Raw genomic sequence first — 22999 nt, 5'->3', positions numbered from 1 at the left:
TAAGGACGCAGCATGCAAGTATCAAACATCCCTATAGATTACAGACCCCGTACCAACCTGTTGTCAGGGAAAACTATTCTTGTCACGGGTGCGGGTGACGGCATAGGTCGCAGCGCGGCTCTTAATTATGCTAAATATGGAGCCTCAGTCCTGCTGCTTGGACGCACGGGGAGCAAACTGGAGGCCGTATACGATGAAATCGAAAACGCAGGCGGATCAAAGCCTGGCATTATAGAAATGGATCTGGCCACCGCTCCCGAGGATATGTATACGTCCCTCGCTGCAAGCCTTGGCGAGGAGTTTTCCTGCCTTGATGGGATACTGCACAATGCTGCGCTTCTTGGCGATCGACGCCCCATCGAAAGTGCCGGATACGCAAACTGGCAAGACGTCATGCAGGTGAACGTCAACGCCCAGTTTTTATTGACCCAACATTTTTTACCCTTACTGCAACAGGCCCCTACTGCCTCGATCATTTTCACGTCATCCACAGTTGGCCGTGTTGGTAAGGCCTACTGGGGTGCCTATGCAGTGTCCAAATTTGCGACTGAAGGTTTCATGCAAGTGCTCGCCAGTGAGCTGGAGAATACGTCAAAAATTCGCGTCAATAGTCTCAACCCTCGCGCCACCAATACGGCTATGCGCAGAGCCGCCTATCCCGGAGAAAACCCCGCAACCAACCCCGCACCACAGAATATCATGCCGGCTTATCTTTTTTTGATGGGGGACGATAGCGCCGGCATCACCGGCAAGGCGTTTGATGCTCGCTAAGTGAACTCACTCTGCTAGGTTCGGCCACTCTTCTTTGCCGCACCGCGACCAAGGCGCTTGCCAAACTGCCGTTCCATCACTTCACGCTCCTTGGCGGTGCTACGTTTTATCTCTTTGGGTTTCAGACTGGCGATACGGTAGAGTGATTTGACATCGGTGCGATCCATTTCCACCCACTGCCCTTGCTTGACCTTGGACGGAATAAAAACGTCTCCGTACCGCACTCGCTTTAAGCGTGACACCGTTAAACCCTGCGACTCCCACAAACGGCGAACCTCGCGATTGCGGCCCTCCATAAGCACCACATAGTACCAGCGGTTAATGCCATCGCCGCCGCCGTCTTGAATATCCGCAAAACGCGCCATGCCGTCGTCCAGCATAACGCCTTCTAACATACGTCGGAGCATGTCCTCCTGCACGTCTCCCATGACGCGCACCATATATTCGCGTTCAATATTGGAGGATGGATGCATCAACCCGTTGGCCAGATCGCCGTCGGTAGTGAATAATAATAGTCCAGAAGTGTTGAAATCTAATCGACCAATGGAAATCCAACGGCCGGACTTCAGATTAGGTAACCGCCCAAATACCGTGCGGCGACCCTCCGGGTCACTGCGTGAACAGACTTCGCCGGGAGGCTTGTGATAAAGAATACACCGCGCCTCCTGAGCCGGCGCCAGATCGACGGCGCGACCATCAACCGCTAGCCGATCATGGTCGTCGACACGATCTCCAAGACGAGCGGCCTTGCCGTTAACAGCAACTCTTCCGGCCTCAATCCATCGTTCTATTTCTCGGCGAGAGCCGAGTCCAGCACGGGCAAGCACTTTTTGTACTTTCTCTCCCGCCGCAGGTTCGGGTAGCTCGGGCTCCGTTGGCTGGGCCTGCGACTTCGGCAATGGCTTCTGGGGTTTATTCGCCATGGTTGGTCAGACTTTCGATTCGGGATTGGATGACTCGGTTTGCACAGGGTCGCCCAATTCAGGATCAACGTCAGCCTCACCGCCAATGCTGTCAAGATCTTCGTCTGACGACTGTGCCGCTCTGGCTTCAAGATCATCCGCAGCCTGAGAGAGCGTGACGGCGTCATCGCTACCCTGGCCTTCGCCCAGTGCGTGCTCCGTACCTCCGACCAAGGTCAAACCCGAGGCACCCTCACCCGCGTCAGTATCGTCGGGTAGTGGCTGGCTAAACCCAAGCTCCGCATTCAGTGTATCCAGGTCACGTATCTCAGCCAGGGCTGGAAGTTGATCCAGGCTTTTCAGGTTGAAATAGTCCAGAAAGTGCCGTGTGGTAGCATACATAGCCGGTCGACCCGGAACATCACGGTGCCCCACGACACGGATCCATTCACGCTCATGCAGCGTCTTAATAATATTGGTACTAACCGCAACACCGCGAATCTCTTCTATTTCTCCACGCGTAATAGGCTGCCTATAGGCCATCAGGGATAAAGTCTCCAGCAGCGCGCGCGAGTATTTTTGCGGACGCTCGTGCCACAACCTGGCCACCCACGGACTGAGGGACTGGCGCACCTGATAACGAAAGCCTCCGGCCACTTCCAGCAATTCGAAACCCCGACCTTCACAACGCGCCGCCGCCTCTTCGAGAGCCTCTCGAATCGCCGCATTTTCGGGCCGCTCATGCTCCTCGAACAGTTCCGCGAGTTGCGCCACTGTCATCGGCCTGCCGGCGGCAAGTAAAGCGCCCTCAATAATCTGTACCAAGCCTATTTCCGACATACTACTCCGACCTTGCCTTAACGTGGATGGGACCAAAATTTTCGGTCTGTACGATCTCCACAAGCGCTTCCTTAATGAGTTCCATCAATGCCAGGAAAGTCACGACAACTCCCAAACGTCCTTCAGATACCCGAAACAGAGACACAAACGGCACAAACTGCTGCCCTGCCAGCCTCTCAAGAACCTCACTCATCCGCTCTCGAGTGGAGAGCGCCTCTTGCTGAATATGGTGGCTTGCAAACATATCAGCCCTGCGCATTACCTCACCCAGAGCGACCATTAATTCCCGTAAATCTACTTCCGGGTCGGGACGCGTGCGGTTCAGTTCCGGTGGATTAGCACTGCCGATCCAGGTATCCCGCTCCACACGCGGCAACTCTTCAATATCTTCAGCCGCTTTCTTAAAGCGCTCATATTCCTGCAGACGCCTAAGAAGCTGTGCGCGCGGATCTTCTTCATCATCTTCCAGTTCGCTGGCGCGCGGCAGCAACATACGCGACTTAATCTCTGCCAGCATAGCGGCCATCAGCAGATACTCTGCTGCCAACTCAAATTGCATGGCATCCATCAGCTCCACGTATTCCATGTATTGTTCGGTAATCTGGGAAACGTCGATTTCCAGAATATCCAGATTCTGGCGCTTAATCAGGTAAAGAAGCAGGTCCAAAGGACCTTCAAAGGCCTCCAGGAACACTTCCAGAGCCTGCGGAGGAATATATAAATCCTTGGGAAACTCGGTAACGGCTTGCCCCATCACCATTGCGAAGGGCATCTCCCCCTGCAGCGCAGGCCCAGCTAGAAAAGGTGCCATCGCAGCGACAGCCTGGGAGGCATCCTGACTCGCCAAAGGATCGCCATCAACCGGAGGCGTGCCGGCCTGGACTTCAGTATTGGATTCATCGACTGACACTTTATTCACCCACTTTTAGGTCTCCAATAGTATACCTGACTAATGCCCAAAGAGTGAGCCTGTTCAGCCGACCATTGGTCCCACGTTGCAGGCCAGACGTGTGGCCCCTGAGGGCGCAAAGCATCAACATCAGGCTACCCTCACTCCTTGGGAAAGCCAGAATTTGCAAGAAATGTAAGGATATTCAGTGACTATCTACCTAACAGCCCTTTCGCCGGAGTCAGGAATCTATATAATCCACTGTCCACCACGCGCCCGTAGCTCAGCTGGATAGAGTAATCGGCTTCGAACCGATTGGTCGGGAGTTCGAATCTCTCCGGGCGCACCAACTTCTGCAGTAAAAGGGTCTATTTGCCCGCTACTACTGGCATTTTGCCTAGAAAGCACCGCCGGTGGCAACTGGACAGATGCCGAAAATGGCCTGGCTTTGCTGCTCTATCGGGTGAGCTCGATCCGGCTCAATGCTCATCGTAGCGAATGCACGGTGAGCCGGTGGTAGTGGCCATAACTGACAAGGTGAGTCTGATATGCGGCGCAATCTTTGGCGGGATCATACTACTAAGCGCTTTTGGGGTTAATCTATGAAACTCTCTTCATGGGGCAGGCTGAGCGATGACAATTACCCTGCGACCGCATTGTCTAGAGAGATCGGCAATCAACAGTTAACTCAATCGGACAATGGTGAAACGTCTATCGTGTATGGCATGGGCCGCAGCTATGGCGACGTATGCCTCAACCCTGGCGGGGGCGTTTACCTGTCTAGCGGTCTAGATCGGCTTTGCAGCTTTGACGCAGAATCCGGCGAACTGATTTGCGAGGCCGGAGTGCTGCTCAAAGACATCCAAACACTATTTGTTGCCCAAGGCTGGATGCTGCCAGTCACACCTGGAACGCAATATGTTACCGTTGGTGGCGCAGTCGCTAACGACATTCATGGTAAGAATCACCACACGCACGGGTGCTTCAGCAACCACGTAAACTGGATCAGGTTAGCCAGAACGGATCGTGAGGAATTTATTTGCTCGCCCACCAAAGAGCCAAGCTGGTTTAACGCTACTACCGGAGGTCTGGGACTGACGGGTGTTATCAAAGAAGTATCGCTTAACCTGAGACGAGTAAACAGCTGCTGGCTGGATACAGAGACTCTGACCTATGCAAGCCTTGCTGAGTTCTCTCAGATTAGTAAGGATTCGGAGGCGGATTGGGAGTACACGGTGTCATGGATTGACTGCAACTCCCGTAAACATAATCGGGGCATTTTCATTCGAGCAAACCACAGTCAATCTGAAGCCGAGAGCACACCGAGCAAGAGTCGTCTGCGCGTGCCCCTGGTGCCCCCCGTATCTCTAGTGAATCGCATGACTCTAACCGCATTTAACCAAGCCTACTTTTTAAGCCAGAAACAGAAATCCGGAATGGGCAGAAGCCACTACCAGTCTTACTTCTATCCGCTTGATGGCATTTTAGACTGGAACCGCATGTACGGCCCCAAAGGATTCTACCAATATCAACTGGTTGTTCCCTACGAATCTGGAATGCCAGCAATCAAAGCAATCCTGCACGAGATAGCCGTATCGGGGCAAGGCTCTTTCCTTTCAGTACTTAAAACTTTCGGCGATGTACCCTCCCCTGGCTTACTCAGCTTCCCGATGGAGGGTTTAACGCTTGCTCTGGATTTCCCCAATAGGGGAGACATTACGCTACAACTTTTCAGACGCATTGACGCTATTGTGGCCGAAGCCGGAGGGCGGCTATATCCCGCCAAGGATGCTAGAATGACAGAGGCACTATTTACCGCAGGGTACCCGCATCTACCTGAGTTTCTGCCCTATAGAGATCCGGGCCTCAGTTCCGGATTTTCCAAACGGGTAATGGGCTGGTGAATTTTCAATGAAACGCTTTATTATAATTGGCGCTACGTCATCGATTGCAGAGCACTGCGCTCGGCTCTGGATCGCTGAGGCGCCCATTAACTTAACGCTGGTAGGACGCGATGCATCCCGGACAAAATCTATCGCCGACGACCTCAAGGTGCGTAGCCCAAGCTCAGCGATAACCGTAGTCAGCGGCAATCTCGTGGAACCTGACTCTATTCAGCGCCTCGTTGACCAAATTCTGAAAGATGGCAACGCTGACTGCGCACTGATTGCCCACGGTTCGTTAGCTGACCAATCCGCTTGCCAACAAGACCTCGCGCTCACCGCGGAAGAATTGAGCATTAATGGTATTTCTCCAGTTTTGTTTGCTGAAGCTATCGCTAGTAGCATGGTCCGCGCGGGGCACGGCACCCTTGGCGTTATCGGTTCAGTGGCTGGGGACCGTGGCCGCAAATCTAACTATGTCTATGGCGCGGGGAAAGGCATGATTACCCGCTACGTTCAGGGCTTACAGCATCGCTTAGCGGGCACTGAGGTTGCCGTCATTCTGATCAAACCCGGCCCCACTCGCACCCCAATGACCGCACATTTGGGCGACTCTGGTCCATCGCTTGCAGATGTCGCCAAAGTCGCTGCCACTATTGTCAGCGGCATGGAGAAGCGACGAAGCATCGTTTATGCTCCGCGAAGATGGTGGGTTATTATGATGATAATCCGCCATCTTCCGCGCTTCATCTTCAACAGGATGGACATTTGAGCACTAAAAAGACTGTTTCCCCGGACAGTGCAGTGCGGGTTACCTAGGTCACACGTTACCGGTACATGACGTGCAGTATTGCACTGCACTGCGGGACAATAGACAACCAGTTCAAGGGAGATGAGCGCTATCGTCTCAGTGGACATGTTTAGATGGTAATATCAGATAATATCCGTACCATCACTGGTGCTTACAAAAAACCACTCGAGTCGTATTAAGCTGTGTTAAAGGTATAGAAGAGCCGTATGGGCAAAATAGATGTTCTGGTTGCCGCGCTGTCGCTGACGTTTCTCGCATTACTATACGGCTTTGCGGCACAGCGTTTCGAACTATTCCCTTATACACTTCTTGAACCTGCCTTTGCTGAAGTTGACAAATTAACTCGCAAGAAAATAGACGTTGTTCCGCACTACCTTGAGCCGGCCCGATACGACTGGCATGGAGCCCGAGCAAAAAATGCCTCAGCGATGCAACCAGGGCTAACACTGCTCACCAGCTTTTGGGAAGATACCAATTGGCGAGCCGCACTCAAGCTCATCGACACTGACGGCTCTGTCTTGCACACATGGCGCGCTGACGGTGCAGAGTTATGGCCCGAGTCTGCTGACATCATGAACTACATCAAACCATTTGTGCACGGGTCTTACCTATTTGGCAATGGCGACGTTGTGTTCAATTTAGAATTCCAGGGTTTGTTCCGTATTGACGCCTGCGGGGAACTTGTCTGGCGCCTCCCCTATACGACGCATCATTCTGTCGACCGGGACGATGACGGCAACTTTTGGGTGCCTGGCAATGTCAAACTCAGCGTCGACGACCCTCAAGACATGGCCTACCTCAAGCCGTTCATTGGTATTTCGCCACTCAAGAAAGTCCCGATCATGGAGGACAGGATTTACAAGGTGTCGCCACAGGGAGAACTGCTGGAGGACATCAGTATGCTGGAAGTTCTGTATCTGAACGATTTGCAACGTTATATCCCCAAAATATCCCGCCGCCAAAGTGGTGATATTCTGCACATGAACGACGTTGAGGTGCTGGACGCCGCTATGGCGCGGGCGTTCCCAATGTTTAGCGCAGGAGACTTACTGGTATCACTGCGACACCTGCATATGGTGCTGGTATTCGACCCGCAGAGCGGCCACGTTAAGTGGCATGAAACCGATGACTGGATAGAACAGCACGACCCAGATTTCAACCCTGACGGCACAATCACCGTGTACGATAACAATAAGGGCTTTGGTGGCAAATTGGGCAGCATGCTGGGTGGGAGTCGACTGGTTAATTTCGACCCCACCACAGGGCACACCATAGTTCAGTATCCACCGAAGGAGGGCGAGAGGTTCTACAGCCAACGCGGCGGCAAGTGGCAGCTGCTGGACAATGGCAATATGCTAATCGCGGAGCCCTATGCAGGCAAAGTGTTTGAAACAACCTCCGATGGCGATGTCATTTGGGAATGGATAAATAAGCCCAACAACGACAACCGCGTGGCGGAAGTCATGGAAGCCACCCGTTACGACATCAGCGCCGAACAGGTTGCTAATTGGGCATGCAGCCCAAAAAATTGAAACAATAGCAGGAGCATTTCGACATGCAGCGCTACATCAGCCACATTCCACTTACGCGACTACTGCTGATATGCTCGACTCTGGTTGCAATGCCAGCACTGGCCTATCTCGGCCCCGGCGGGGCAGTTTCGAGTATCGGAGCACTTCTAGCGCTGATCGGCGCGGTGCTGCTTGCTGTTATCGGCTTTGTCTGGTTTCCGCTCAAGCGTATGCTCTCGGGTAAATCTCGGACTGTTGATGAAGACGACGATGATGAACCAGAAGATGATGAGCGAGACGCCAGTACTCCCTAGAACGCCGCGATGCGTGTCTAAAACGTCGGGTAAAGCACGATGACTATTTTTGCCGCTACTTTCGTCGTTATTGGATTTGCCTTTCTCGCGCATTTTATCGGCCTGATTCGCTGGACTACCGAGGTCATTGCGCACGCTCGGGGGGCATCCGCAGTTCTAGGAGACGCCTCCCTTGATGACCTCGCCAAGGAAAAGGCTATACAACGTGCTGCACGTGTCATGTTTAAACTGCTCGGGCTGCTTATTGTTGGCAGTGTCGCAGCTCTGGGCCTCCCGATTGGCGCAGTCTGGCTCGCCGACAGAGTCGGTGTACTGTCCTTCGATGCCGTTATGGCAATGTTGATGCGTTGGGAGTTTCTGTTGGCCGCAACCATTATAGGGTTTGGCGTCTTTTACATATTGCACAAACGCACCCCATGAAGTTCGAAAACCAGTACTCTCTACCAAATCAGTGGCTACATCGGCTCAGCTTCGCCACCACAGGTGCCCAAGTTGGCCTAGCCGACATAGAAAGTAGCTTGTTCAAGAAGCAGCTGGAACCGGTAATCTGCGAAAGACCCGTGTTCGTCACCGCCCTGCCCCGTGCTGGCACAACACTCTTACTCAATCTTCTGGTCGGCACAGGCGAGTTCGCCAGCCACACTTACCGCGACATGCCATTCGTACTGTGCCCAATGCTATGGCAACGCTTTGCGAGTATTTTTGGCACCGAATCGATTGCACGCGAACGCGCACACGGTGACGGCGTCAGTATCTCTTTAGACAGTCCAGAGGCGCTAGAGGAAATCATCTGGCAGCAATTTTGGAGCGGCCATTATGAACAGGACCGCATCAAGCCCTGGAAGCAGGGTAAAAACGAACAGTTCCGCGCCTTCTTCATAGACCACATGCGTAAAATTATTGCACTGCGATCGCCTGAGGAACCGGCACGATACGCCTCCAAAAATAATATGAATATCGCGCGACTGCGAGCGCTTAAAAATCTGGCTCCCGACTGCGCCCTCATCGTGCCCTTTCGTGAACCGCTGCAGCATGCAAGCTCTTTGCTCCGCCAGCATCGCGGATTTATTCGAATGCACGCGGAGGATCGTTTTGCGCACCGCTATATGTCCGGTACGGGTCATTTTGACTTTGGCGAAAACTTGAGACCCATTAACTTTGGCAACTGGTTGCATGACGCCAACTATCCTGACGCAATGACACTAGGGTTCTGGCTGGAATACTGGGTCGCGACTTACGGTCACGTTCTGGCTAACCATGCCAAAGCAGCAAACTTACTCTCGTTTGAAGAACTGGTGTCGCAGCCTGAGCGCACGCTAGAACGAATTGAGCAAACACTAAAGCTGACAACGCCGCAGGCGCTGACCCGTCAAGCGAGCGATTTACGTGCAGTGACGGAGCACCCTGTGAATACCGCTTACGTGTCTGATCAACTGCTTTCGAAAGCTAAGAGTATTCACTGGGGCCTACTCGAGGCCTCTCGTTGCTAATGAGGCTTATAGGGCCTTTTAGGCTGCACATAGATGCCAGACTCCTCGGCTTTTTTCAATATCTCCTGGGTCGGCCACGCGATGGAATCAGCCACGCCGAAACTATTGAATTCGCCCAACCTCTGTTTGCGGTGCTGTTCGAACTGGGGATAAAACAACTGATAGCAAGCAGCATTATAAAGCATCGCTATTGCCAGCACCGACACCACTCGCAAAAGACTCACCGCCTTGATAGCGTTTAGACAGAGAACAAAAAGAGTTAGCCATAGCATCAACGATGCAAAGGTATACCTTGGCCTCAGCGCTATTTTTTCTACTGGCGTCTCAAAGAATGCAAATCCGTATGCCCTTCCCATCACGATCATCGCGATGGATCCGAGATTAAACAGGAGGAAGTAATGCAGGGGCTTCAGCCCATTTTTAACACCCTGGAACAGAAAAAATACACTCACTACGAGGCTGACGACCCCCAATACCTGAGACAACGGAGCATGACCAAACCCCAAGCCTGATCCCAGCATTGTCACATATACTTCCAAACTGTGAATTGGATTTTCCAGAACGTAACCAAGCAGGTTAGACATTTGAAATTGAGGAGAGAAGTAGGAATAAAACAGCACCATGGTCGCTAACGCAGCCAGAACCCATCCGAACAGGTAGCCACGATACCTGCCCCCGAGCACATGACGTTCTATCCACAGGAACAGTAACCCAAGCACCCAGACAAATTGACCCATAGACATCGTGAAAGTTGCCAACACTGCGCAAAGGATAGCCAGTGGATAGCGATAACCCGCAGGATTTTTCAGCAATGCAAAAGTTGCCAATGGGTAGGCGAAAGCAAAGAAAAATGCGAATGTGGCCATAGGCCAAATCAATAGCCCATAGGCCCTTGGATGCAGTAGCAGCAAGAACAAACAAACGAAAAATACCGGTTTTAGGGGTGAGATAACGTCTATCTGTGAATAGAACAAGCAGGATAGGAACAACACCCCCAAATGTGAAACGACCACCATGGTACGAAAATTTACCTCGCCCTCAAGCATAAATATCAGGTAATAGAACACTCTCGATGCATAGGTAAGATGATCAGCATGCTGTTCTACCAACACTCGCATAGAATCGCGTATGCCCGAGGCAGCATGAAACTCTACTACAAACATCAGGATATCCTGAAAATCATCCCTGAATGGAATATTAAGGCTCTGCGAAAAAATGGCTGTCGCATAAATAGATACCACCGCCAGGGATGCGATGGCAGAAAATAGGTAGATGCTGCTATTTCTTAAACTGGGTATCACTTATATAAAATCTCTATACGACTGATCTAACCAAACGAAATAATACTATAAGGCGATTCTACTCATTACAAATTACCGCTGGAGAATAGCATAGCCTTTAACGTCAAAATATAGCTTTGACAATTTAAAGCACTGGACTCCAAGGAATACATATCGCAGTCTCTTGACATGCAGCGCCACCGTAAATTCTAAAAAAATCTATACCTTATTTTTTAGTCGGCCAAGGTTCAGCCTTGAGTAAAATAAGCGTCGGTGGACAATTACTTTTGCCATTTGAAAGGCCGTTCGCGCTAGTTGATAGACATTCGCAGAGTGGCTCGAATCACCGCTGCGACGCATTCGGTAAGTGACGGGAATTTCAATCACCCGTAACTTACAGTTAAGCACTGCTATAGTCATATCCGGCGAATATGCGGGCCCATCAGATCTCACATAAGGCCGAATTTTGTCGTAACTTGTCTTCCAGATGGCGCGGTAAGTGCAGCCGACATCGGTAAAACGAGGCTCTGAATCCCACCACAACAGCTCGATAATTTTACCAAACAGTATATTGATGAAGCGCGGAAAAGCATTCATATTAGCGCCCTGCTCAATCATTTGTCGTGTCGTTCTTGTTCCCAAAACCATGTCACAGTCTTTCAGATATTCCAGCAGTTTTGGGACGTCAGCAGGTGAAAAGCTACCATCAGCTTCAGTCAAAATAACAATATCACCGGTGGCGTCATCAAGTCCTCGACGCAGCGCACAACCGTAGCCTTGCTCGTGCTCCTGAACGACTCGGGCTCCTGCATTCAGGGCTTTTTCGGCAGTTTTATCCGAGGAGTTATTATCAACCACCAACACTTCACCAACACAAGACAAGGCTAAGTATTCCTTTACAACACTGGCAATTGAGCCCTCTTCATTATAGGCGGGCACGACTACTGATATTTTGTACTGACCGAACCCCCTGTCACGAATAGAGTAGTTGGCAAGGTTGCGATCATCCGTAGTATTTACATTGAGATACTTACCAGTGGACATCAACATTTTAACATTTTCTTTCTGCGCCATATTGGAGAGCGCATCCGTTATTTCTACTTCATCACGCAAAGTAGATGGTCGCGTATTTCGAATGTAATCAAATACTTTGGCATTAAGAAGATAGGTCCCCAGTCCCATAATATTGCCCAGAGGATTCACCGGTTTCTCGATAAGACCCATTACACGATCGCCATCCAGCGTGGGGGTATAGTTATTCGATATCTTGGCGGGGTCGTCCTCATGCTTGAACATAAGCACAGCATCTACAGAGGGCTCTCTTTGGATAACATCCAGTAATTCATGGTGGTTTGAGTCGATATAAAGTTCGTCGCCCAGAATCGTTATAAAACGCGAATCTCCCACGAGCGGTTCTACAGCTAGCACGGCATGGCCAATTCCTTTTTGATTTGCCTGCCGGACATAACGAATACGGGCTCCCTCAAATGAATCCCCAATTCGATCTTCGATCTGATCACCATAATGCCCAATGACGATAATAATATCTGTAATTCCAAGCTTTCCAACCAGTAAATCCAGGTTCCGCTCTATCAGAGTTTTTCCAGCAATATCCAGCAAGACCTTGGGAATATCGCGAGTCGCGGGATACGCTCGCACGCCTTTGCCGGCGGCCAGTATAACGCCGAAAATAGTATCTTGATTGGTTATGGCCACTGAATCCATCAGATAATCCATTCCTGAATGAGTCAACGTTAGCGAGACGATTTATCTAAGACGTCGTCACACAGTATGTATTACATTTATGCTCGCTTACAAGGCGCGACTCATGAGCCCAATTTTTTGCTTAGAGCGCCCAAATTGATTTGGTCGCGTCCTGAGGCCACTTGACGCTTTGGAGATATCCCCAGAAGCCAACTCGCGAGCGCCAAGGGAATGCCCTCAGCCGCGGTCCATATTGTTGCTGCGCAGGCCAAAGGTGGTTTATCGCCATACACAGCGAGGTCTCTAGCGCGTCTTTTGAATGCGTTGATTCCGTCATGCCCCTCGCTTTCGCCGCTTTGCCCACGCATTAAAAGAAGATCAAATGACGGGGTCTTTGGCATCGTCGGTTTAAACCTACTTCACGTTGTCTGCAACATCGGTGTAATCGCCGATTCGCAAATAAGCGAACTCTCGGGCTAGCTTGATTGTTGGACGAAGACCAAAAAAGATAGAGCCAATCAGAAAAAACCAAATACCCACGTCAGTGCTCTTCGGATAAAAAAACAATATACTGCCAATGACAAATAATAAGGCTGCGGAAACATCAACTATGGTGTAGGCAATTTCATACAGTGCATAGACTTTTTTGTGTCGCTTGCTGCGCGTGGAATTTTCGGGATCAAATAAACTCATTTCGAATGGTCCTTTCTGCAGATAAATCATTATATGTGTCGTTCAAACTGTCTCTAAATAATACTATCGTAGGTGCTATCTTGCTGAGGCTATAAGTTAAGGTGGCATTTTAGCCATCGTTCTTGCCTACAGTCGAACCAAAAAACGTTTGTCCCATTTTTAACCGTTACAATTTCTAACTTTCAAAGGGCGTGACGTCTCCCTTGCCCGCCCGCAATATCACCGGCCTATCGTCAGCCAAATCTACAACCGTAGTCGGCTCCATACCGCAATAACCTCCGTCAATCACCAGATCAACTTCATGCTCCAGCGTTTCGCGGATATCGTAGGGGTCAGTAAGGGGAAACTCATCCCCCGGCATTATAAGCGTGACGCTCATCAGCGGCTCCCCCAGATCCGCCAGCAAAGCTGCAGCAATGGCATTATCCGGCACGCGCAACCCGACCGTCTTCCGTTTGGGATGCATCAGGCGCCGTGGCACCTCGCTTGTGGCCTGCAAGATAAAGGTATAGGCGCCGGGCGTGGTATGGCGCAACAGTCGATACGACGTATTATTCACTTTGGCGTAAGTGGCGATCTCTGACAGGTCGCGACACACCAAAGTAAAGTTGTGCTTGTCGTCAAGCTTGCGAATACGCCGAATTCGATCCAATGCCGTTTTGTCGCCGATATGACAACCTAAAGCATAGCCTGAGTCTGTAGGATAGACCAGCACTCCGCCATTGTGGATAATATCCACAGCATTGCGTATCAGGCGTGCCTGTGGGTTTTCTGGGTGAATCTGATAAAACTGGCTCACGGTGTGTCTCTTATTTTTTTAGTGTTAGTTGGGTTAAGATTTACCAGCGCTGCCATACGCCGCGTAAATCCCCAAATGGTGCTGACTCTACACCGAGGGGCGCGCTGTAGGTGGCATCCCGATGGAAATCGCTGCCAACGGAGACTTCCAGATCGAAATCTTGGGCCAGACGTACCAGATGCTTTGTTTGATCGGTGGTTTGACGGCCACTTAGGACCTCCATACCGCGGCCTCCCGCCGCTACAAAAGCTGCTATAAAGCGTCGCAATTTCGTGCCAGTAAAGCGGTATTTCAGTGGGTGAGCAATAACGGCCACACCATTGGAGGACTCGATCCACTGAGTCACTTCAGCCAGTTCCGGCCAGAATGCCTTAACGTCTCCTATCTTGCCCTGACCCAGATAGCGATCAAAGGCCTGATTAGGGTCCCTAACGTGCCCTTGCTCTACCATCCATGCAGCAAAGTGCGGTCGCCCTAACTGACTGTCTCCAGCCTGCATCAAAGCACCCTGAAGGGCTCCGTCGAAACCACGAGACTCAAGCCGGCTGGCGATCTTCGCGCCACGCTCCTTCCTTGCTGCAGCCATGCGCTCCAACCCTGCACGCATCACCGGATGCTCACAGTCTACCCCTAGGCCCAGAATATGGATCGTGACGCCCGACCATTGGCAGGAGAGCTCGATACCCGAAATAAGCCGCATACCACTGGGATTCTCCGTATGATAAGCTGCCGCTGCCTCGTATCCTGCCACTGTGTCATGGTCAGTAATTGCCAGCAATTCCACCTTACTGGCTGCGGCTCGCGCCATCAGTTCGCACGGAGAAAGCGCCCCATCAGAGGCACTGGTATGGGTGTGGAAATCAATCAACACAGTCTTTACACTTGGCAAGGCGACCTTGAAGCGGGTCAAGTAATTTAATCATCACACATAGTAACAGCCGGAGCACTACAGAATCCATGAAGCAAATCGCTGAATTCGTTCCCATCGCACTGTTTTTTATCGTCTATCAGCTTGATGGTCAAACTATCAGCCTAGCAGGCTGGCACTATGAATTCGACGGTATATTTTCCGCCACCGCTGCGATGATGTTAGCCACCGTGCTACAGGTGATTTTTGTCTACGCACTAACTCGCAAGCTTGAAAAGCGCCTGTTGTGGTTGCTGCTGGCAGTAATGGTATTCGGTGGGGCCACATTGATCTTTCGCAACCAGATGTTTATTCAGTGGAAACCGTCCATTTTCAACTGGGCCCTCGCGCTTGCATTCGGAATCTCCCAGTTCGTCGGCGACAAGAACCTGATGGAGCGCACGCTGGGCAGTCAGCTCCACCTGCCCAAGGTAATATGGACTCGGCTTAACCTCATATGGGTTACAAACTTTTTGATCGTAGGCACACTCAACTTGGTCGTCGCTTACGGCTATAGTGAAGAGACCTGGGTCAGCTACAAATTGTATTCCGCGATCGGATTCACCCTGTTATTGACGATTCTAACAGCCTTGATTATCAGCCCCCATCTCAAAGACGATGCGGCAAAAAAACGAGTGCTGCAGCAGGACGATTAATACCTGACGGAGATTATTCGAGGATGTACTACGCAATATTGTGTGAAGACGTTGAAAACAGCTTGCCACTGCGCCAAAGTGCGCGCGCGGCCCACCTGGCTCGCCTGCAATCACTGGCCGATCAGGGAAAGCTTCTAGCCGCAGGCCCCCACCCAGCTCTGGACACAGAAAAGCCTGGACAGGCGGGCTTCACTGGAAGCCTTATTATTGCTGAGTTTGACAGTTTGGAGGCCGCTACCGCCTGGGCTGATCTAGATCCGTACGTGACCGCCGGTGTATTCAGCAAGATCATCGTCAAGCCCTACAAACTGGTACTGCCCTGAACTTCAACTTCTTCACCCGTCGGGTTATATTCGGCATCATGGCACGGTACCATGCACGCTCGGCCTAACCAAACCTCAGTATCTCTCTATTTTTGAGCTGACTTATAAGGAACACACTTTGCGACCTTCCGTATCTGTACTACTGCTGTCATTACTCTTTTCGTTCTCCATCCACGCTGCGGAAATACGCTATGTCAGCGACAAACAGTTTGTCCCCCTGCGCAGTGGAGCCGGCAACAATTATCGCATCGTTCACCGCGGCATTCCCTCAGGGACCCGCCTGACCGTCAACAGTTCGCTTGCTGACGGATCGTGGTCAGAAGTCACCATGGAAAATGGCAACAGTGGTTGGATTCAGCCTCAGTTCCTTATGCCAGATCTTCCGGCGCGACTAAAACTCGATGCAATTACTGCAGAAGCTGCAAAAGCGGGGGCAAATAGTATCGATCTAGCGGCTGAACTGAAGACTCTAAACGCTGAACGAGACGAACTCATTAACCAAGTCACCGGAAGTGATTTCGAATTGAGTAGTGTCTCCCGCGAGTTGCACGAGCTGAAAAAAATCTCTGGCAAGTCGGTGCAGTTGGACAAGGACAATCGCAGGCTGGTAGAGGAAACAGAGAACTTGCGCTCAGATGTAGAAATGCTTGAAGCGGAGCGTCTCCGACTGCAAGACAAGGTGAAAAGTGAAGACTTTATGAACGGCGCTATGGCAGTATTGCTGGGAGTCATTATTGCCCTAGTGGCACCCCGCCTAATTCCCAGACGGCGCAAAAATTCAAGCTGGGCCTAAAACAACTTAAAGTATGCGAGAAAATCATCATGTTTAAATTACTGTTACTTTGTCTATCCCTAATGCTACCGGCTATCACCCTCGCCGATGAGCCTGCACTGGCCAACCCTTTTGTCGTTATCAAAACCAGCGATGGGGATATCACAGTGGAGCTTTTTGCCGATAAAGCTCCCATCACCGTTGCAAATTTTCTAAGCTATGTGGACAGCGGTTTTTACAATGGCACAATTTTTCACAGAGTCATCTCCAATTTTATGATACAGGGCGGAGGCTTCTTGCCCGACATGACAGAGAAGGAAAACTCGGACCCTATTATCAACGAGTCGAAAAACCGGCTGCACAACACTCGGGGTACACTCGCCATGGCCCGCACTAACGACCCTGATTCCGCCACCTCCCAGTTTTACATCAACCTACGCTCAAACCTGAACTTGGATTGGGCTCCTCGCCGCGAAGGCTACGCTGTTTTTGGTGAGGTCCGCCAAGGCATGAAGGTTGTAGACTTTATCGCCACAGCAGACACCGGTAGGGTGAAGGGCATGGGCGACGTACCCCAACAAGCGATCCTGATCAAAGAAATAGTGCGCCAGCAGCCCTGATGATTGCGCTCAGTGTTAATCTCAACAAAATTGCTCTGATCCGCAACTCACGCGACACCACCAATCCGAACATTCCTCAGCATGCTCAGATGTGCATTGATGCAGGTGCCAATGGTATTACTGTGCACCCTCGCCCTGATCAGCGGCACATTCGTGTCACAGACTGTTTTGACCTTGCCTCGATGTTGCATGTTGAGTTCAACATCGAAGGGAACCCGATGACAGGACCGCGCAAAACTGAGCGCTCAGATGTGGAGGACTATCCGGGTTTCATGGCGCTGGTAAAAGAGATTCGCCCGACTCAATGTACCCTTGTGCCTGATGGTGATGGCCAACTCACCTCAGATCATGGCTTTGACCTCAAACAGGATGGCGAGCAAGTTGCGCGACTCGTGCAGGAGCTCCAATCGTTAGGGATCCGTACCAGCCTATTCATGGACCCGGACCCACAGCAGATCCGTCTTGCGGCACAAACAGGCACCGATCGTGTTGAGCTCTATACCGAAACCTATGCGCGCGCATTTAGGACGGGTGACGATCTCGAGCACGTATTCCAACAATTTGTGCGGGCGGCTGAAGTGGCTGTAGACGAAGGTCTGGGACTCAACGCCGGGCATGATCTAGACCTCAACAACTTGCCACGCTTCGCCACCATAGCGGGATTGAGAGAAGTCTCTATCGGACACCATCTCACGGTAGACGCGATTCGAATAGGGCTAGCTGATGCCGTGGCCGCCTATCAGCGCGCATTAGGAACAGGCTGATGGATTCGAGCATTTTCAGCAGGTGCGGGTTACACAACGTTTTTTTGATCGTACTGTCTGCAGCGTGGGTCAGTGGTTGTTCAAGTGGCTCTAGCAGCAACATGAATAACGAGGACAGTCCCCAGGCCAGCGTATTAGAGGGCAACTGTCCCGAGAACTTTACTGTTCAAAGTGGCGGGAACAGCGGATTCATGTCGGACGGAAAGTCCCGACAGTTTCACATTTTCCTACCCGACAACCTGGATACTCCAAGGCCGCTGTTTGTTTCTTTAACGGGCACCGTAGCCACTGAACTGGAATTTGTGTCCGATACTATTTCTCAATTCGAGTCGCTGGCCGACAGTGGCTGGATTGTGGTTGCACCCTTCCGAAGCTGTACTACAGAAAATAGACGCTGTGCCGGTATTGGTGCCACGGGCAGTGATGACGGTCGATTTTGGGAGCCCTGGTTTGACGGCTGGATTCCCCAGAGTAATGATGAAGGCCCTGATGTGCGATTTATCGAATCCATGGTCAATTGTATCGCCGCCGATTATCCGGTGGACAAAGAGCGTATCTATAACGGCGGAAGCTCTGCCGGCGGCACCATGACCAGTCGCAATATGATGTTCAATTCTGACCTGTTTGCCGGCGGAATAATTGGGTCGGGAAACTTCCAGTATCTCAGCCAATTTCCCATACAGCCGGTAGACACTGTCGCTATGGATAGTTCTATCGTGGTTCTTCTTTGGGGCGGAGAAAACGACCGCTACGGCGCTTCGGATTACGGCATCGAAACAAAATTGGCGGCCGAGTACTACGCCGCCCAAAATAATGTTGTCACTGTCTCCTGCTCCGGGACGCATGGTCACCCTTGGCCCAACGCCTTCGGCCCCTGGGCGGCAGCAACACTGCTGTCGCACCCTAAAGGAACACCCGTTGCCGACTTCGAGCTCACCACGCCGCCGGAAGGTTTTTCCTGTGTTCTGGGCGTGTACATCGACCACTAGGGCCACTTGACCCTACAATCTATCCGCCGCACAAAATCGGTAGCTTTGTGATGGCGCTTGCAGCCACTGTTCGGCCGTGAAAAAATAGAACATCAAAAAACAATCGCAGAGTTACAGTATGCGGTACCCATCGGCTCAACAGCCGTTAGCTATCAAGTTGATTAACCGTTTGGGGCGTGGGCTGCGAGCGATTGGCATCGCTGTGCCGTCATTATCGCCTCAATCTCTATTGTCTAAGGCTAAAAAGCAGACCGGGCTCAATGATTTTGGCGACGAGAGCTTTCTGCCTGCCCTGAATAGGCTCTGCCAATCATTGGATAGGGAGGCTAAGTTATCCCAGATAGGGCGCATAGCGGCGCAAGGCATGTTGATTGATAATTTAAAAATCCGCCTGCAGTTAACAGCCTATAGAAAACAGAGACCAGAAGTTGTGCAACAAAACATTCAACGTCCTTTGTTTGTGTTAGGTCTGCCCCGAACAGGAACTACCATCCTTTACGAATTGCTTGCACAGGATCCTGCACATCGATCGCCGGTGAGTTGGGAGGTCGCGCAGCCCATGCCGCCAGCTCATCCGGATACTTTCTCATCGGACCCACGTATTGCTGAAATAGAGAAGGTCTTGCAGAAGACAGAAATACTGGCGCCTGGCTTTAAGGCTATCCATGAAATTGGCTCACAATTGCCGCAGGAGTGCGTAGCCATTCTTGCATCGCACTTTATATCAGATCAATACGGCGCCACTTTTTTTATTCCCCAATACCGTGAATGGACATCCCATCAGGATATGGCGAAGGCCTATGCTTGGCACTATCAGTTTCTTCAGCACTTACAAGTGGATTACAGCAAACAGCGCTGGGTATTAAAGACTCCACCGCATCTGGCCTATCTCGATGCTATTGTTAAGCAATATCCCGATGCTGCAATTATTCAAACTCATCGCGACCCAATGGATGTAATGGGCTCGATTTCCAGTTTGTCTTGTACCTTGCATAGCGCCTTTAGCGATGACATTGACCCTATGGAAATTGCCGCTAATGAGGTGATTTTTTTCTCTGGAATGTTAAAGGCGGGCATGGCACAACGAGACGCTATGCCCGATAAAGACAGTCGGTTTTTCGATGTTCAGTTTAGCGATATTATTACTGATCCCATCGCAATTATTGACAATCTCTATCAACACTTTGGTTTTGACTTTAGTACAGAAGCACGGCAGGCCATGCAGCATTATCTTGATCATAGACCTCGAGATAAACACGGTACGCATCAGTATACCCTGGAGGACTTTGGCTTGAGTCGAAAAGCACACAATCCCCTGTTCCAAGAGTACAATCAGCGCTATGGATTCTAGGGGTGCTCTGCAAGACACTCCTTCCATTACTGGCGCGACATGGGCGTAGGGTATGTATGAATTCCTGCCTGTGCGGAAATGTTTTTTTTCAGACTTTCCCTAATGACTTCAACTCACCGAATTGAGAATGACGATGACAAGCAAGGCAGAATTTCCGGAATTGAGCTGTTATTTACTACCAGGCCATACCACTACGCCGGCCGATGCAATTGCAGAGGCTAAGCAGGCAGAAGCTTTAGGGTTGGGTAAAGTCTGGGTGTCGGAGCGGTTCGATGTTAAAGATGCTGGCGTGATTTGCTCGGCGGCGTTGGCGGTGACGGACTCTATTCATGTCGCCACAGGGGGCACCAATCTTCATACTCGCCACCCTATGGTGCTCGCAACGATGTGCAGCACTCTGCATTATATGTCGGGTGGGCGTTTTGAGCTAGGTTTGGCACGGGGGGTCGCTATTCGCAATCAACTAATGGGTCTGAACTCAGTCAGTAATGCTCAAATGGCAGAGGGTATACAGCTATTGCGTAGCCTTTGGCGGGGTGAAAAAATCATGGGGCACGAGGGTAAAATGGGTAACTTGCCCTATCTGAGTATGGGCGATTGGATGAGCGCAGATATCCCTCTACATTTTGTAGGCTTTGGGCCCAAGAGTTTACGCTTTGCCGGACAGCACTTTGATGGCGTGCATTTACATACCTTTGTCACTGATCATGGCTTGCGTCGCGCCAAGTCATTCATTGAGGAGGGTGCCGAACTTGCCGGACGGGACCCCAAAGACGTCAAGTTGCACTCCGTATTGGCAACTGGCATTGGTCTTGACCATGAAGGCTATTTGCGTAAATTAGTCGCACGTATGGCGACCTATATGCAAGCGCCGGGTTATGCAGAGATGCTGATTGCCCTCAATGAGTGGGACCCGGAAGTGCTCGTGGCCTTTAGAGCAAATGAAGTCGTTTCTTCGATGGCGGGTGGCATTGATAGCGTCGCCACTTTAGAGCAGCTAGAACAGATCAGCGAATTAATTCCCCGAGAGTGGTTACCTGCGGCCACGGGCAATGCGGATGAATGTGCTCAAGCTTGGCGAAATCAATTACGTGTAGGTTCCGATGGCGTGGTGATTCATGGTTCCACCCCCGAAGAATTCGCGCCAATAGTGGCTGCTTATCGCCAGTTGAAAAACTAGCATCTTTTTCAACGTGTAGATTCGTGGCTTAGGTGCCAATGGCCTAATAACTTTGCCAAAATGTATGATCTTTGCATACAAACTCAAACAAGCGCCCTACCATAATATGCAAACGCACTTACCCTAAGGTTCCGATAGTCCGCCCAGCATATTGATCATAGTCATATTGGTATCACCCCGGAACATTGCTTGATATGATGGTTGGCGGAAAGTAGCATGACGAGCAGAACATCTCGGACATTCACTCAACGGTCGATTAGAGGCAACATGCCGGCAAAATCCTTCGATATACCCAGGGTACTTCGTCGCGGCGGCAAGCTAAACGACGTTGAGACCTCAGTACAGTCAACACTGAAAATCATCGAGTTAATGTATCGCAAGCTCGACGTGCCGGACTTTAGTAAGTCCCACGTGTTGGATATGGGTTGTGGCTGGCGCATGGCAAAAACACTGCTAGACAATAATATTCCAATTGCAGAGTACGTAGGAATGGATGTCTTTGCAGAGATGGTTGATTTTTTGCAAACTAACGTTAGCGACCCGCGTTTCAGCTTTCATACGCTCAACGCACATAACGAGATGTACAATCCGTCTGGTAGCCCTCTGCTGGAACTGACGGCGTTAAACGTGCCGGAAGCTACATTCGACATCATTTGCCTGTTTTCGGTATTCACCCATCTTGCACCACACGATTATGCCGCAATGCTAAAGCTGCTACGCCCGTATGTGCACCCTGAGGGCAAACTGATATTCAGTTTATTCGTGAACGAGACCACCACCTCCGGCCTTGGCTTTATTGATAATGTGCAGAGCATGTGGTCAAAAAATCTGGCGGGGCTTGAGGCTCACGAAGATAGCTTCGCCAGTCAGTTTAAAGAGAATGGAACGCTGGACTTTATCGACTTCGACCCGGCACAGCCGCTGAAGTGGGCGATCTTCTCTCGGGAGTACGCCATCCAACTGGTTGAGGAAAACGGTTGGAAGATCGAGAGCCTCAATGAGCCTGAAGAAGAAATACAACACTACATGATCTGTACCCCTGCCTGAGGCAATACCACTTATCTTGCGGGCATATCACCCCCACTTCTATATCCTTCTATTGTGAGAAGAAGAACTTTGATTCGCCGCTTGACTCTCTCTATCTGCCACTATTCAATAGTGTCGAATCAGACATGCGCCTTTAAAAGAACAGCACCACAGCGAGGCTAACACGAGGTCAACGTGAGGGGTAGATTATGAGTTTATTTGGAGAAAAATGCGCTCGGTGTGGGACACGCACCAGGAACAAAGAGGATGACAGGGCTATTTGCGAGATCTGTGCTCAGGAAATGCACCTCCTGATCGAAGCTGGAAAGGAAGCGTTGCGAGCCTGCCCTATCGACGGCACCACCATGCGCAAGGAAATAGCACACGTGGTCGTCATTGATCGCTGTCCTACCTGTTCCGGCGTCTGGCTGGATGGTGGCGAACTTGATCAAATGCGAAATGGGGCTGAGAGTGAGGCCCTGATGCTAATGGCAACGGGACTCGCCTATCCAATGTAGGTGATG

Annotated in this window: 25 protein-coding genes and 1 tRNA gene; 18 read left to right on the top strand and 8 right to left on the bottom strand. The window is 50.9% G+C overall.

Annotated elements, in window-relative coordinates; translation table 11 throughout:
* Positions 1–12: 12 nt before the first annotated feature.
* Positions 13–771 (top strand): YciK family oxidoreductase, encoded by a 759-nt coding sequence (locus ABXT62_RS05625; RefSeq protein WP_415357624.1) that lies wholly within the window; start codon positions 13–15, stop codon positions 769–771.
* 14 nt (positions 772–785) lie between these two features.
* Here the strand turns inward: ABXT62_RS05625 and rluB are convergent, their stop codons facing one another.
* From rluB to ABXT62_RS05610, 3 genes are read right to left on the bottom strand one after another with little or no spacing between them, the layout of a single operon-like run.
* Positions 786–1694 carry a 23S rRNA pseudouridine(2605) synthase RluB gene (rluB, locus tag ABXT62_RS05620; protein WP_415357623.1) on the bottom strand — a complete coding sequence of 303 codons (909 nt, stop codon included), beginning with the start codon at positions 1692–1694 and terminating at the stop codon, positions 786–788.
* 6 nt (positions 1695–1700) lie between these two features.
* The gene (gene scpB, locus ABXT62_RS05615; RefSeq protein ID WP_415357622.1) at positions 1701–2513 is read right to left on the bottom strand and encodes an SMC-Scp complex subunit ScpB; all 813 of its coding nucleotides are present in this window, start codon (positions 2511–2513) and stop codon (positions 1701–1703) included.
* Position 2514: 1 nt separating this feature from the next.
* Positions 2515–3324 (bottom strand): segregation and condensation protein A, encoded by an 810-nt coding sequence (locus ABXT62_RS05610; protein WP_415358169.1) that lies wholly within the window; start codon positions 3322–3324, stop codon positions 2515–2517.
* Positions 3325–3674: 350 nt separating this feature from the next.
* On the opposite strand from ABXT62_RS05610, the gene ABXT62_RS05605 reads away from it, so the two are divergent.
* The 7 genes from ABXT62_RS05605 (at position 3675) to ABXT62_RS05575 (ending at position 9411) form a co-directional block, all read left to right on the top strand.
* A tRNA-Arg gene (locus ABXT62_RS05605) sits at positions 3675–3751 on the top strand.
* 253 nt (positions 3752–4004) lie between these two features.
* Complete coding sequence (locus tag ABXT62_RS05600) at positions 4005–5306, top strand: FAD-binding protein (RefSeq protein WP_415357621.1); 1302 nt, start codon at positions 4005–4007, stop codon at positions 5304–5306.
* A 7-nt stretch (positions 5307–5313) separates the two neighbouring features.
* Complete coding sequence (locus ABXT62_RS05595) at positions 5314–6057, top strand: SDR family NAD(P)-dependent oxidoreductase (RefSeq protein ID WP_415357620.1); 744 nt, start codon at positions 5314–5316, stop codon at positions 6055–6057.
* A gap of 245 nt (positions 6058–6302) precedes the next feature.
* Positions 6303–7628, top strand: coding sequence for an arylsulfotransferase family protein (locus ABXT62_RS05590; protein ID WP_415357619.1), 1326 nt, complete (start codon positions 6303–6305; stop codon positions 7626–7628).
* A gap of 23 nt (positions 7629–7651) precedes the next feature.
* Positions 7652–7921 carry a hypothetical protein gene (locus tag ABXT62_RS05585; RefSeq protein ID WP_415357618.1) on the top strand — a complete coding sequence of 90 codons (270 nt, stop codon included), beginning with the start codon at positions 7652–7654 and terminating at the stop codon, positions 7919–7921.
* A 39-nt stretch (positions 7922–7960) separates the two neighbouring features.
* Positions 7961–8341, top strand: a complete 381-nt coding sequence (locus ABXT62_RS05580) for a hypothetical protein (protein ID WP_415357617.1) — start codon at positions 7961–7963, stop codon at positions 8339–8341.
* The gene (locus ABXT62_RS05575; RefSeq protein ID WP_415357616.1) at positions 8338–9411 is read left to right on the top strand and encodes a sulfotransferase; all 1074 of its coding nucleotides are present in this window, start codon (positions 8338–8340) and stop codon (positions 9409–9411) included. Before ABXT62_RS05580 ends, ABXT62_RS05575 begins: the two co-directional genes overlap by 4 nt.
* On the opposite strand, the gene ABXT62_RS05570 is transcribed toward ABXT62_RS05575, so the two are convergent.
* The 5 genes from ABXT62_RS05570 to ABXT62_RS05550 form a co-directional block, all read right to left on the bottom strand.
* On the bottom strand, positions 9408–10712 hold the full coding sequence (locus tag ABXT62_RS05570; RefSeq protein WP_415357615.1) for a hypothetical protein: 1305 nt from the start codon (positions 10710–10712) through the stop codon (positions 9408–9410). The genes ABXT62_RS05575 and ABXT62_RS05570 overlap by 4 nt on opposite strands.
* 198 nt (positions 10713–10910) lie before the next feature.
* A complete protein-coding gene (locus ABXT62_RS05565; RefSeq protein ID WP_415357614.1) occupies positions 10911–12416 on the bottom strand; it encodes a sugar phosphate nucleotidyltransferase in 1506 nt (501 codons plus the stop codon).
* A gap of 393 nt (positions 12417–12809) precedes the next feature.
* Entirely contained in the window at positions 12810–13088 is a 279-nt protein-coding gene (locus ABXT62_RS05560; RefSeq protein WP_415357613.1) for a YrhK family protein, read from the bottom strand.
* A gap of 175 nt (positions 13089–13263) precedes the next feature.
* Positions 13264–13887 carry an L-threonylcarbamoyladenylate synthase gene (locus tag ABXT62_RS05555; protein ID WP_415357612.1) on the bottom strand — a complete coding sequence of 208 codons (624 nt, stop codon included), beginning with the start codon at positions 13885–13887 and terminating at the stop codon, positions 13264–13266.
* A gap of 40 nt (positions 13888–13927) precedes the next feature.
* A complete protein-coding gene (locus ABXT62_RS05550) occupies positions 13928–14758 on the bottom strand; it encodes a PHP domain-containing protein (protein ID WP_415357611.1) in 831 nt (276 codons plus the stop codon).
* Positions 14759–14844: 86 nt separating this feature from the next.
* Here ABXT62_RS05550 and ABXT62_RS05545 point away from each other — a divergent pair, with 86 nt between their 5' ends.
* From ABXT62_RS05545 to ABXT62_RS05500, 10 genes are all read left to right on the top strand, one after another.
* Complete coding sequence (locus ABXT62_RS05545; protein WP_415357610.1) at positions 14845–15450, top strand: inner membrane-spanning protein YciB; 606 nt, start codon at positions 14845–14847, stop codon at positions 15448–15450.
* A gap of 23 nt (positions 15451–15473) precedes the next feature.
* Positions 15474–15773, top strand: coding sequence for a YciI family protein (locus ABXT62_RS05540; protein ID WP_415357609.1), 300 nt, complete (start codon positions 15474–15476; stop codon positions 15771–15773).
* A 118-nt stretch (positions 15774–15891) separates the two neighbouring features.
* On the top strand, positions 15892–16566 hold the full coding sequence (locus ABXT62_RS05535; protein WP_415357608.1) for a TIGR04211 family SH3 domain-containing protein: 675 nt from the start codon (positions 15892–15894) through the stop codon (positions 16564–16566).
* A gap of 26 nt (positions 16567–16592) precedes the next feature.
* On the top strand, positions 16593–17165 hold the full coding sequence (locus tag ABXT62_RS05530) for a peptidylprolyl isomerase (protein ID WP_415358168.1): 573 nt from the start codon (positions 16593–16595) through the stop codon (positions 17163–17165).
* Entirely contained in the window at positions 17165–17929 is a 765-nt protein-coding gene (locus tag ABXT62_RS05525; RefSeq protein ID WP_415357607.1) for a pyridoxine 5'-phosphate synthase, read from the top strand. Before ABXT62_RS05530 ends, ABXT62_RS05525 begins: the two co-directional genes overlap by 1 nt.
* Complete coding sequence (locus ABXT62_RS05520) at positions 17929–18918, top strand: hypothetical protein (RefSeq protein WP_415357606.1); 990 nt, start codon at positions 17929–17931, stop codon at positions 18916–18918. The genes ABXT62_RS05525 and ABXT62_RS05520 overlap by 1 nt, the downstream gene beginning before the upstream one ends.
* Positions 18919–19036: 118 nt before the next feature.
* On the top strand, positions 19037–20269 hold the full coding sequence (locus tag ABXT62_RS05515) for a sulfotransferase family protein (RefSeq protein ID WP_415357605.1): 1233 nt from the start codon (positions 19037–19039) through the stop codon (positions 20267–20269).
* A gap of 127 nt (positions 20270–20396) precedes the next feature.
* Positions 20397–21449 (top strand): TIGR03857 family LLM class F420-dependent oxidoreductase, encoded by a 1053-nt coding sequence (locus ABXT62_RS05510; protein WP_415357604.1) that lies wholly within the window; start codon positions 20397–20399, stop codon positions 21447–21449.
* A gap of 216 nt (positions 21450–21665) precedes the next feature.
* On the top strand, positions 21666–22496 hold the full coding sequence (locus ABXT62_RS05505; RefSeq protein WP_415357603.1) for a class I SAM-dependent methyltransferase: 831 nt from the start codon (positions 21666–21668) through the stop codon (positions 22494–22496).
* Positions 22497–22684: 188 nt separating this feature from the next.
* Positions 22685–22993, top strand: a complete 309-nt coding sequence (locus tag ABXT62_RS05500) for a zf-TFIIB domain-containing protein (protein ID WP_415357602.1) — start codon at positions 22685–22687, stop codon at positions 22991–22993.
* Positions 22994–22999: the final 6 nt, after the last annotated feature.

This window comes from Halioglobus sp. Uisw_031 (assembly GCF_047729875.1).
Classification (GTDB): domain Bacteria; phylum Pseudomonadota; class Gammaproteobacteria; order Pseudomonadales; family Halieaceae; genus Marimicrobium.
Note: the sequence above shows the minus strand (reverse complement) of the source record. Positions and strands in the feature narration are given on the sequence as shown.

Excerpts from the sequence above, each read along its gene's own strand:
- ABXT62_RS05625 (WP_415357624.1), top strand. The coding sequence starts at position 13 with ATGCAAGTATCAAACATCCCTATAGATTACAGACCCCGTACCAACCTG.
- rluB (WP_415357623.1), bottom strand. The coding sequence starts at position 1,694 with ATGGCGAATAAACCCCAGAAGCCATTGCCGAAGTCGCAGGCCCAGCCA.
- scpB (WP_415357622.1), bottom strand. The coding sequence starts at position 2,513 with ATGTCGGAAATAGGCTTGGTACAGATTATTGAGGGCGCTTTACTTGCC.
- ABXT62_RS05610 (WP_415358169.1), bottom strand. The coding sequence starts at position 3,324 with ATGGCACCTTTTCTAGCTGGGCCTGCGCTGCAGGGGGAGATGCCCTTC.
- ABXT62_RS05600 (WP_415357621.1), top strand. The coding sequence starts at position 4,005 with ATGAAACTCTCTTCATGGGGCAGGCTGAGCGATGACAATTACCCTGCG.
- ABXT62_RS05595 (WP_415357620.1), top strand. The coding sequence starts at position 5,314 with ATGAAACGCTTTATTATAATTGGCGCTACGTCATCGATTGCAGAGCAC.
- ABXT62_RS05590 (WP_415357619.1), top strand. The coding sequence starts at position 6,303 with ATGGGCAAAATAGATGTTCTGGTTGCCGCGCTGTCGCTGACGTTTCTC.
- ABXT62_RS05585 (WP_415357618.1), top strand. The coding sequence starts at position 7,652 with ATGCAGCGCTACATCAGCCACATTCCACTTACGCGACTACTGCTGATA.
- ABXT62_RS05580 (WP_415357617.1), top strand. The coding sequence starts at position 7,961 with ATGACTATTTTTGCCGCTACTTTCGTCGTTATTGGATTTGCCTTTCTC.
- ABXT62_RS05575 (WP_415357616.1), top strand. The coding sequence starts at position 8,338 with ATGAAGTTCGAAAACCAGTACTCTCTACCAAATCAGTGGCTACATCGG.
- ABXT62_RS05565 (WP_415357614.1), bottom strand. The coding sequence starts at position 12,416 with ATGGATTCAGTGGCCATAACCAATCAAGATACTATTTTCGGCGTTATA.
- ABXT62_RS05560 (WP_415357613.1), bottom strand. The coding sequence starts at position 13,088 with ATGAGTTTATTTGATCCCGAAAATTCCACGCGCAGCAAGCGACACAAA.
- ABXT62_RS05545 (WP_415357610.1), top strand. The coding sequence starts at position 14,845 with ATGAAGCAAATCGCTGAATTCGTTCCCATCGCACTGTTTTTTATCGTC.
- ABXT62_RS05540 (WP_415357609.1), top strand. The coding sequence starts at position 15,474 with ATGTACTACGCAATATTGTGTGAAGACGTTGAAAACAGCTTGCCACTG.
- ABXT62_RS05525 (WP_415357607.1), top strand. The coding sequence starts at position 17,165 with ATGATTGCGCTCAGTGTTAATCTCAACAAAATTGCTCTGATCCGCAAC.
- ABXT62_RS05520 (WP_415357606.1), top strand. The coding sequence starts at position 17,929 with ATGGATTCGAGCATTTTCAGCAGGTGCGGGTTACACAACGTTTTTTTG.
- ABXT62_RS05515 (WP_415357605.1), top strand. The coding sequence starts at position 19,037 with ATGCGGTACCCATCGGCTCAACAGCCGTTAGCTATCAAGTTGATTAAC.
- ABXT62_RS05510 (WP_415357604.1), top strand. The coding sequence starts at position 20,397 with ATGACGATGACAAGCAAGGCAGAATTTCCGGAATTGAGCTGTTATTTA.
- ABXT62_RS05505 (WP_415357603.1), top strand. The coding sequence starts at position 21,666 with ATGACGAGCAGAACATCTCGGACATTCACTCAACGGTCGATTAGAGGC.
- ABXT62_RS05500 (WP_415357602.1), top strand. The coding sequence starts at position 22,685 with ATGAGTTTATTTGGAGAAAAATGCGCTCGGTGTGGGACACGCACCAGG.